A 10,410-nucleotide genomic window follows, 5' to 3' on the forward strand; every position below is an offset into this window, starting at 1 on the left:
GCTTTTATATATAGCCGTAGAATATAATTTACCAATAATCCCCCTATTAGTAAGTGTTGTCATAGGGTCTAATATTGGTGGTGCACCACTTCCATGGGCAGATACACCAGCAGTAGTACTAACATTATATAGTGATTTTGGATTATTGGACTTCCTAGATAAATTATTTATTCCTTGTATGATTTACACAGGATTACTAGCTTTATACACCTATATTTGGTATAAAAAGACAAAAACATCAGGAAATAGATTTTTACCATTTAGAGACAAACCAGAAATTAAATGGAACAAAGCTATACCTGCAATAATTATTTTTATATTATTTATAGCTAGTGTTAGTATAGGGCCTTTTATTAATATATCAATTGCTTTCTTTTCTTTAGTTTTTGGAAGTATAGGATTGTTAATACACGATAGAAGTCCTATAGATACAATCAATAACTTGCCAATTTTAGATTCTCTATGTTTTATAATAGCTTTATTTTTAATAGGTGGTGTATTAGAATATACTGGTATATTATCTATAATTGCCGAGTATATTATCAGTCTTACAAATGAAAATAGCTATTTAATAATGTTAGCAGTATTATTTACAGCATTTATCATTGCAACATTTCTTTCTGCAGGACCTGCAGCAGCGACATTACTTCCTATATGTGTGAATTTAGATCCACTGGTAGCCAATAATTTAGTATTTGCAGCTCTAGCATTAGGTATTCTTGCAGGTAGTAGTATGTTACCTTGGTCAGCTACAGGGGGACCTGTACTGTTTGGAGAAGTAAATAGATTTTTGAGTGAAGTTAAAGTTAACGAGCATCATAAAGAACGAATAATGAAAGTATATGATTTGAAGTCATATATAAGCTTTTCGGTACCGTTTTCTTTTATTATGTTGATTTGTAGTACGTTATATTTAATAATGTATTTAAACATTGTATCTTAATAGAATTAGGAGAAGGGAAATCTGTATATGCCACTTAAAGATGATAATAAAAATAAATCCGATCATAAATTAAAAGAAATATTAAAATTACTAAAAAAAAATTATGCTTTAGTAGTTATAGATACTTTAAATAGTCCCTATCCAGGATATGAGGGATATATACAAAAAGTGGATCATAATTTAGTATATTTATCTAGTACTATAAATGAAAGGCCGTATTCAATTGTTCCTATATCAAATATAATTGATATTTATGCTATTAACGTAGAAGTAGATGAAAAAAAAGTAGGAAAAATAAGAGATGACATAAATAAAATAATACAAGAAGGTATAAATAACAAAGAGAAAGGTAGTATACTTACTGCTATTAAAGAACTAGATGATAGTCAGGAAGATAGCCTTCTTATAAAAATATATACAAAATCTATAGTATATCAAGTATATGATGAGATAAAGTTAAATCAAATTAGTAATTCAAATGAAGAATTTTTGTTTATATATTATGAAGAGACAAATCAAAGTAGAAGTAAAGAGGTTATGATAATATTCCCACAAAATTCTATCGATAGCATAATTATTTATAATGATATAACAAAGCCAGTAATTAAGCATTTACCTAAAGAAAAAACTATTATGAATTTATATAATAAATCAGAAGAAGATTTGAAAATAGCTAAAAACTCACCAGAAGAATAAAAGAGATTAGGGGGGGATTAAATGTTGTAAGTTAAATATAAATTTTTATAATATAAAAATTTATATTTTACATATTGTATTAGCTAGAAAATGCCCAAAAGAATAAAACGGACAAGATTTTGGAATAATACTCTTATAAATAAAAAATGTAGAATAATTAGTAGTTGTATAAGAAAACAAAGAAAACTACTAATTACTTGCTAGGAGTGATAGTATGCAAAAAAAAATATTATATATAAGTGTAAATTCTAAGCCAGAAAACTTGTCATCCAGTAAAACCGTTGCTAGAAAATTTATTAACAAATTTTTAGAGAAAAATAAAGAATTTGTAGTTGAAGAAGTGGACTTATATAAAGAACACATACCAAGACTTGAATATCAGTATTTCGAAAAGAGAAACTGTATAGTTAATGAAGAGGATGCAAAAAAATTAGATGACAAAGATAGAAAAGAGATAGACAAGATAAGAAAGCTTTGTGATCAATTTATAGATGCCCAAGTATATGTAATAGCTACACCTATGTGGAGTTTATCATTTCCTGCTCCACTAAAGGAGTATATAGATTGCATAGTACAAGATGGAAAAACAATAAGCTTTGACAATAATGATAAACCTAAAGGAAGACTTGAGGGTGTTGATAGAAGTATGGTTTATATACAATCTTCTGGAGGAAACATACCGTGGATATTAAAGCCAGTTATGGATAAGGGTTTAAACTATGTAGAGAGTATAATGAAGTTTATAGGTATTAAAAAATTTGATGAGCTTCTAGTAGATGGTACTGGTACTACAGAAGAAGAAAGAATAAGCGCAATTGAAAAAGCATCTGAAAAGATTGATGATATTATTGATTCTCTAAAATTTTAATACTAATTAATAGGAAGGTAATAGTTTAAAACATTAATGTTTTAAACTATTACCTTTTTTATATTAGATAATTATTATATGTGAAATAAAGAGAAAAGATAAAATCAAAGTCTTTTTTATTAAAAAGTAGCATATAAAAATAAAATAAAGTTAATTATTTTCATTAATTATTATTTTATATAATCCAAATTATCTGGTAAAAATTTTTTATAAAGATAAAATTATGAAATGAATTATTAAAATATAAAAATGATTAGGGGGTAGTTGAGAATGAAAGTATTAGCTATTAATGGGAGTCCACATAAGAATGGTTGTACTTATACAGCTATTAAACTTATAGCAGGTCAATTAGAGAAACAAGGAATTGAAGTCGAGATTGTCCATATAGGAGATAGACCAATAAGAGGTTGTTCTGGATGCGGAGCATGCTCAAATATGAAGGATAGCAAATGTATTTTTAATGATGATTTAGTTAATGAGTGTATTGAAAAATCTAAGTTTGTAGATGGTATAATTTTAGGATCACCTGTGTATTATTCTGGAATAGCAGGTTCTATGAAGGCATTCTTAGATAGATTCTTTTATGCAGGGAAGCATTTAAGATATAAGGTTGGTGTAAGTGTGGTATCCTTAAGACGTTCAGGAGCAGTAGATACTTTTCACCAGCTAAATAATTATTTTAACTTAGCTGATATAGTAATTACGCCGTCTCATTATTGGAATGCACTACATGGTAATAAACCAGAGGAGGTATTACAAGATGGAGAAGGTGTTCAAATAATGCAAACACTAGGAAAAAATATGGCTTGGTTGCTAAATGTTATTGATAATAGTAAAGAGACAGTTCAAAAACCTCAAAAAGAGGAACGAATAAAAACAAACTTTATAAGATAAATAAAAATTAAGCGAAGTGGATTCTATACTTCGCTTTTTTAGATAATTTATTCATATATTTTTAATAAATCTTTTTTAGATAATTTATTTTTCTTTGCTTCAGATAACCAAAACTGATTAGCCATAGGTATAAATAAAGTCCTAAATAACTTTGGATTAACAAATAAGTTTTCAAAGTGCTTATTATTGCCTATTAATGAATCTGATAATATAACAAGATCTTCATAAATAGGCTTTTTAACAAGAACCCTAAGAGGCATAGATTTAGAATTTCTTAAAAATTCACCGCCACCTATACCAATTCCATAGCACCATTGAAGATTACACTTATGAGTGAAATTTTTTATAATATCAAGAGCTATATGATTTTGATGTCCCTCTAAGAAGCCACAGTTAACAATCGCATATATATGTATGTTGTTAATATTTTTATCCATTATATAGTTTTCAAATCTAAGCATAAACTCTATAAGTTCACTGGGTAAAGAATCTACATAAAGAGGAGTTACAAAAACTAATTTATCAAATAAAACAAGTTTCTTAAATAATGATTCATAGTCTTTAATATTTGAAATAAAAAACTCTTTGCTATGAATATTATTATTGCATATATTTATTAATTCTTTTGTTAAATAAGAAGAAGTACTATTTTTATTTCTTGGACTAGCATTAACAAATGCAACATTATTCATTATTTTTCACCTCTATTTTAGATATTAATTGTTTAACTTCATCTATGCTACTTACAATGAAAACTTCATATTGATTATTTTGTAAGTTTATTGAATTTGCTTTTACAAGTTTTTTAAACGTGTTTTTTTCAGAATCTGTGATATTAGCTCCATAGCCAATTACAGTTAACTTAGGATATTTTTTATATCTTGGTTTATGATGCATTTCATTATTTACTACCTTGAAAAAAGGTAATATATTGGGAATTGATCTGTCTAATATTCTTTTAATATATGGGCTATATCCTCCATAAACAATTTTACTAACTATAATAAGATTATTACACTTTATCATAGAACGACTAATTTCATTCGATTCATCATGTATAATGCAGCAACCAGGTGTTTTTGTCCAGCAGTTAAAACATCCAAGGCAACTTTTAATTTTCATATCATATTCAAAATCACTAATTATAAACATAATCTACCCCTTTCATTTCATAATATTTACAGTGCTAACTTAATTATATATCAAGTATGTTTACAATGTAAGCCATACTGCACCATATAAACACTTTAAAAACAAAGAAGATCTTATATTATTTAGAGTTAGTAGAGAAATTAATTTGTTAAAAGCTATCGCTATAATTTTCATATCAAACTAAAGCATACTTATTTATTTTATGGAAAAAATAATAACTGTAAAAATAATAAATAAGGAGAATTATCAATGGAAGCTAATCATAAGAATTTATTAGATGGAAGTCTAGAGCAGTATAATGACTCTGCAGTTCCTAAGGTTCCTGTATTTGCAGGCGATGACATAACATCAGAGGTGTATTATTTTAATGAAAATCAAGTATTAAAAATGCATAGACACCCAAGTGGAGAGCAGATATTCGTATTTATAAAAGGATCTGGAACAATGACTGTAGGCGAGAAAGAGCATGGTGTTAAAGAAGGAGATATGGTATTTGTAAAATCAGGCGAGTGGCATGGTATTACAAATGGAGGATCTGACAAGATGATTGCTGTTCAAATTACCAAAGTAGGAGCAGGTGCTGAGTTTAAAGATGCTTAATAATTAATATACTAAAAGCGGACTTTTAATAAGTTCGCTTTTTTAATAATGTGATAATATTATCTATAGGGGATATAATCTAAAATGATAATTAAAATTATATAATATATGAGGTGCTTTATGGGAGATAAAATAAGATTTGGAATAATAGGTACAAGTAAAATAGTAGAAACATTTTTAAAAGGTGCAGAGATAGTTGATGAATTTGAACTAGTAGGGGTCTATTCAAGAAGTTTAGAAAAAGCAAAGTCTTTTGGTGAAAAATATGGTGCTAAATTATATTTTGATAAACTAGAGGATTTTGCAGCTTCAAATGAAATAGATGCAGTATATATTGCATCACCAAATGCTATGCATGCTAAACAGGCAATTCTTTGTTTAAATAATAAGCATGTATTATGTGAAAAAGCATTTGCATCAAATGCAAGAGAAGTAAAAAGTATTATAGATGCAGCTAAGAAAAATAATGTAGTAGTTATGGAAGCTATGAGACTTACATGCTTACCTAATTTTAAAGCTGTAAAAGAGAATCTACATAAAATTGGAAAAGTAAGACGATACTTTGGAAGTTTCTGTCAATACTCATCTAGATATGATAAGTTTAAAGAAGGTACTATTTTAAATGCTTTTAAAAATGAGCTTTCAAATGGATCCTTAATGGATATAGGGGTTTATTGTATATACCCTATGGTTAGTTTATTTGGAAAGCCAAATAATGTTGTATCTAACTCGTATATGCTTCATACAAATGTAGATGGAGAAGGATCAGCAATATTTAGTTATGATGATATGGATGGAGTAATACAATATTCAAAAATATCAAATTCCTATCTTCCTTCAGAGATTCAAGGTGAAAAAGGAAGTATAATTATTTATCCTCATAATAAATTTAAAAATATAAAAATAGTGTATAAAGATTTGAGTGAAGAAGATATCACTTTAAATCAAGAAGAAGATGATATGTGTTATGAAATAAGTGAATTTATTAAGACAATTAAAAGTAACTCTATAGAGTCAGAAGTCAATAATCACAATAATTCCATTGTAGTAATGGAGCTTATGGACGAAATAAGAAAACAAGCTGGACTTAAATACCCTGCAGATGAAAACTAACATGAAGGTGAAAGTAAATGGAATATATAAAAGTAAAGTCAATAATATCTAGCTATGAAGAAAATAACCCTTGGTTTGGAACTAATTATAAAATGAATATTTATCGAGGGTGTTGTCATAAATGTATATATTGTGACTCAAGGAGCAGTTGCTATCAAATAATAGATTTTGATAAAGTAAGAGCAAAGGGAAACTCAACCGAGATTATAAAAAGAGAGTTAAAATCGAAGAGAAAAAAAGGCATAGTTGATATAGGTGCAATGAGTGATCCTTATAATCCATTTGAATTAAAGTTAAATCTAACTAGAGAAGCTCTAAAAGAAATAAACAATTCAAGATTTGGAATATCTTTAGCCACTAAAAGTAATTTAGTTACTAGAGATATAGACATATTAAAGAAAATACAAGAACACTCTCCAGTTTTAATCAAAATGACTATAACTACTTATGACGATGAGCTTTGCAAACAAATAGAGCAGAGAGTATGTGTTTCATCTAAAAGGTTTGAGGCCATAAAACAATTAAGTGATAATGGTATATTTGTAGGCATACTTCTTATGCCTATACTTCCATTTATTAATGATAGTGTTGATAATATCAAAAATATTGTAAAAAAGGCATATGACTGTGGTGCAAAATTTATATTTACATATGGTATGGGTGTTACACTTAGAAATAATCAAAGAGAGTACTATTATCAACAATTAAATAATATTTTTCATAAGAACACATTAGTAGATAAATATATAAAAACATATAAAGAAAATTACGAGTGCAGTAGTCCGAATTCAAAGACTTTATGGAAAGTATTTGTATTAGAGTGTGAGAGATATAATATACTATATAAAATGGAGGATATTATATCGGCATATAAAAGCAAATATGAAAATTGTCAGATAAATTGGTTTTAATATAAATGCTTCACAATTAAATAATATAAATAGTGCCTTATAAATAGAGGAGTATAATCTAAAATGATAGTACTTCTCTATTTATATTTTATTATAGAAAATATTGAAATAAGCTAATAAGAAGCATAATATTAATAGTATAGATAAGAGTAAGATATAAATTTAGGGGTGGGGATTAGATATGAAAGATATAAGAATATGTATCGGAAGTTCATGTCATATAAAAGGGTCTGACGAAGTAGTGGAAGAGTTTAAATCATTAATCAAAGAATATAATCTTACAAAAAAAATAGAATTATATGCTTCCTTTTGTTTAGGAAGATGTACTAACGAAGTGTCCGTAATGAGATGGGATGATAAGGTTCTGTCTGTATCAAGCAAAAACGCTAGAGAAATATTTGAAAGAGAAATAATACCATATATTTAAGGGGGGATATATAATGTGGTTTGTTAGTTTTTCAAAAGCAAACTGTAAAAATTGCTATGCGTGTGTAAGAGTATGCCCAGTTAATGCTATTGAGGTTAAAAATGAGCAGGCTCAAATTATAAAAGAAAGATGTATAGTATGTGGAAAATGTTTCAAATCTTGCCCACAAAATGCTAAAGTAATCAGAACAGAAAAAAATCTTATAAAGAAATATTTAGAAACAGAGAAAAATGTAGTTGTTTCTGTTGCTCCAAGTTTTGCTGCAACATTTGCAAGTAATAGTAATAAGATCCCCACAGCTCTTAGAAATCTTGGGTTTAACTTTGTGGAACAAACAATAGTAGGCGTAGAGCCTATTATTGAACAATATAAAATCTATGCAGATAAAGATGATAATAATAGCTACATCACAAGTTTTTGCCCATCGGTTAATAGTCTAATTCAAAAGCATTATCCAAATCTCATAAAAAATCTAATACCAGTAGTATCTCCATCAGTTTGTCATGGAAGGTTGATAAAGAAAAAGTATGGTCATGATACAAAGGTTGTTTTTATTGGTCCATGTATAGCGAAAAAAACTGATTCTCATGATGAAGATAGTATAGATGCAGTACTTACATTTGAAGAACTAGAGAAATGGCTTAAGGTAGAAAATATAAACTTATCTGAATTGGAAGAATCTAAATTTGATGATAATGATGAAGACAAAGCATTATCTCCAATAGTGGGTGAATTAACTAAGCAAATTAAAGAAAAAAAGATAAAACGGAAAGTGATAAATGTAGATGGTATAGAGGGTTGTATTGAAATATTAGAGGCAATAGATGATGGGAAATTTAAAAATACTTTAATAGAGATGAGTAGTTGTAGACATAGCTGTATTGGAGGGTCAGGCATGCCTGATGATGATATTAGTTGCTATGAGCGTATAGAAAATTTAAAAGACTATTCCGTGGGATTATCTATTTCAGACAAAAAAGATAAAGAACCTTATCTTAAAGACATAGAAATCAATAAAAACTTCGAATCTCTTAATATTCCTTTGCAAGTACCTACTGAAGAAGAAATAAAGGGCATACTTAACTCTATGGGTAAATATGCAAAAAAAGATGAACTTAATTGTGGCAGCTGTGGATATAAAAGTTGTAGAGATAAAGTAGTAGCTGTATACAATGGCATGGCAGAGAAAAATATGTGTGTACCCTTTATGAGACAAAAATCTGAGAATATTAAAAATGTACTTTTTGATACTACACCAAATTTAGTTATAATTATCGATAAGGAACTAGATATTATTCAAATAAATCCCGCTGCAGAGAAATTTTTCAATATTGAAAAAGGAAAAGTAGAAGGTCTTCCAGTTATAATGTTTCTAGAAGAAGAGATATTTAACAAAGTAAAGAATAATAAACGAAATATTTATAAAGAGAAGGTCGAGCTTTTACAAAATAATGCAACTGTGATTCAAAGCGTTATTTGGCTTGAAAATAATCAGGTTATGATATGGATTGCTGATGATATAACTAAAAATGAACAAATAGATAAAAAACATAAAAAGATGAAAATGGATGCAATAACTATGACTCAAGAAGTTATAAACAAGCAAATGACAGTAGCTCAAGAGATAGCAAGCCTGTTAGGAGAGACCACAGCAGAGACAAAAGTAACATTAACAAGATTAAAAAATCTTATTCAAGAGGAAGAGGTTAGTAAATCATGAAGTTGTTTATAGATTTTGCGAGTGGAAGCCTTAATAAATACGAAGAAGAACTTTGTGGGGATAAAGTTGAATTTTATAATGATGACGATGATTTTATAGCAGTACTATCAGATGGACTAGGAAGTGGTGTAAAGGCAAATATACTAGCAACTTTAACAGCAAAAATAGCAATTACCATGTTAAAAGAAGGACTATCTATTGAGGATGTAGTAGATACTATTATACACACTTTACCAGTATGCTCTATAAGAAAACTAGCATATTCGACTTTTACAATTATTAAGATCGATAAAAATGGAACTGCATATGTAGTAGAGTTTGACAATCCGAGCATATTTTTCTTAAGTGATAGGCAGATAAAAAAAATAGAGTGGAGTACTTTTGAGATAAATGGAAGAAAAATTAAAGAAAGTAAATTTGAAATTAAAGAAAAGGATATTTTAGTTTTTGTAAGTGATGGTGTTATACATGCAGGTGTAGGTCAAGTATTAAACCTAGGTTGGAAATGGGAAGATGTAGATAGATACTTAAGAAGATATACTAACAAAGATATGTCAGCTAAGATGGTGACAAACTTATTATTGGGGGCATGTGATCAACTGTATATGCAAAAACCTGGAGATGATGCAACGGTAGCTACAATAAAGGCAATCAGATCTAAAAGAGCAATATTATTCTCAGGACCACCTATAGATTTAAATATGGATAGACATATAGTTAATAAAATAATAGCCACAATAGGAAAGAAAATAGTGTGCGGTGGAACTGCAGGAAATATTGTAGCAAGGGAATTAGGTGAAAAGCTGACTACTAGTTTTAATGTTATAGATAAAGACGTACCACCTATTGGATATATAAAAGGGATAGATTTAGTTACAGAGGGTGTATTGACAATGAAAAAAGCAACAGAAAAATTGTTAGAACTAAAAGAAGCGACAGATTTAAAGTGTATTCATGGAGAAGACGGAGCTTCTAAACTTGCAAGTATCCTGTATGAAGAATGTACACATATCAGAATGCTAATAGGTAGAGCTATTAATCCTGCACATCAAAATCCATCTTTTCCAAATGAACTAAGTATAAAAA

At 28.3% G+C, this 10,410-nt stretch carries 12 protein-coding genes; 10 read left to right on the forward strand and 2 right to left on the reverse strand.

Annotation, left to right across the window (positions count from 1 at the left end; genetic code table 11):
• From CHL78_RS20890 to CHL78_RS18450, 4 genes are all read left to right on the forward strand, one after another.
• Positions 1-943 (forward strand): ArsB/NhaD family transporter (locus CHL78_RS20890; RefSeq protein WP_158540736.1); only part of this gene is annotated, 943 nt, incomplete at its 5' end.
• 27 nt (positions 944-970) lie between these two features.
• Complete coding sequence (locus tag CHL78_RS18440; RefSeq protein ID WP_094369442.1) at positions 971-1,639, forward strand: hypothetical protein; 669 nt, start codon at positions 971-973, stop codon at positions 1,637-1,639.
• 214 nt (positions 1,640-1,853) lie between these two features.
• Positions 1,854-2,507, forward strand: coding sequence for an FMN-dependent NADH-azoreductase (locus CHL78_RS18445; RefSeq protein ID WP_116041680.1), 654 nt, complete (start codon positions 1,854-1,856; stop codon positions 2,505-2,507).
• Positions 2,508-2,777: 270 nt separating this feature from the next.
• Complete coding sequence (locus CHL78_RS18450; protein ID WP_094369068.1) at positions 2,778-3,401, forward strand: flavodoxin family protein; 624 nt, start codon at positions 2,778-2,780, stop codon at positions 3,399-3,401.
• Positions 3,402-3,448: 47 nt separating this feature from the next.
• Here the strand turns inward: CHL78_RS18450 and CHL78_RS18455 are convergent, their stop codons facing one another.
• The gene (locus CHL78_RS18455; RefSeq protein WP_094369069.1) at positions 3,449-4,093 is read right to left on the reverse strand and encodes a hypothetical protein; all 645 of its coding nucleotides are present in this window, start codon (positions 4,091-4,093) and stop codon (positions 3,449-3,451) included.
• Positions 4,086-4,553, reverse strand: a complete 468-nt coding sequence (locus CHL78_RS18460) for an NAD(P)H-dependent oxidoreductase (RefSeq protein WP_094369070.1) — start codon at positions 4,551-4,553, stop codon at positions 4,086-4,088. The genes CHL78_RS18455 and CHL78_RS18460 overlap by 8 nt, the downstream gene beginning before the upstream one ends.
• A 249-nt stretch (positions 4,554-4,802) precedes the next feature.
• On the opposite strand from CHL78_RS18460, the gene CHL78_RS18465 reads away from it, so the two are divergent.
• The 6 genes from CHL78_RS18465 to CHL78_RS18490 form a co-directional block, all read left to right on the forward strand.
• Positions 4,803-5,153, forward strand: coding sequence for a cupin domain-containing protein (locus CHL78_RS18465; RefSeq protein WP_094369071.1), 351 nt, complete (start codon positions 4,803-4,805; stop codon positions 5,151-5,153).
• Between the two features lie 120 nt (positions 5,154-5,273).
• Complete coding sequence (locus CHL78_RS18470; protein WP_094369072.1) at positions 5,274-6,266, forward strand: Gfo/Idh/MocA family protein; 993 nt, start codon at positions 5,274-5,276, stop codon at positions 6,264-6,266.
• Between the two features lie 17 nt (positions 6,267-6,283).
• The gene (locus CHL78_RS18475; protein WP_094369073.1) at positions 6,284-7,177 is read left to right on the forward strand and encodes an SPL family radical SAM protein; all 894 of its coding nucleotides are present in this window, start codon (positions 6,284-6,286) and stop codon (positions 7,175-7,177) included.
• Between the two features lie 181 nt (positions 7,178-7,358).
• Positions 7,359-7,604, forward strand: a complete 246-nt coding sequence (locus CHL78_RS18480; RefSeq protein WP_094369074.1) for a (2Fe-2S) ferredoxin domain-containing protein — start codon at positions 7,359-7,361, stop codon at positions 7,602-7,604.
• 13 nt (positions 7,605-7,617) lie between these two features.
• Positions 7,618-9,324 (forward strand): [Fe-Fe] hydrogenase large subunit C-terminal domain-containing protein, encoded by a 1,707-nt coding sequence (locus CHL78_RS18485; RefSeq protein WP_094369075.1) that lies wholly within the window; start codon positions 7,618-7,620, stop codon positions 9,322-9,324.
• On the forward strand, positions 9,321-10,410 hold a 1,090-nt coding region (locus CHL78_RS18490), incomplete at its 3' end, for a SpoIIE family protein phosphatase (RefSeq protein ID WP_116041683.1). The genes CHL78_RS18485 and CHL78_RS18490, both read left to right, overlap by 4 nt.

The organism is Romboutsia weinsteinii (assembly GCF_002250835.2).
GTDB classification, from domain to species: Bacteria; Bacillota; Clostridia; order Peptostreptococcales; family Peptostreptococcaceae; genus Romboutsia_A; species Romboutsia_A weinsteinii.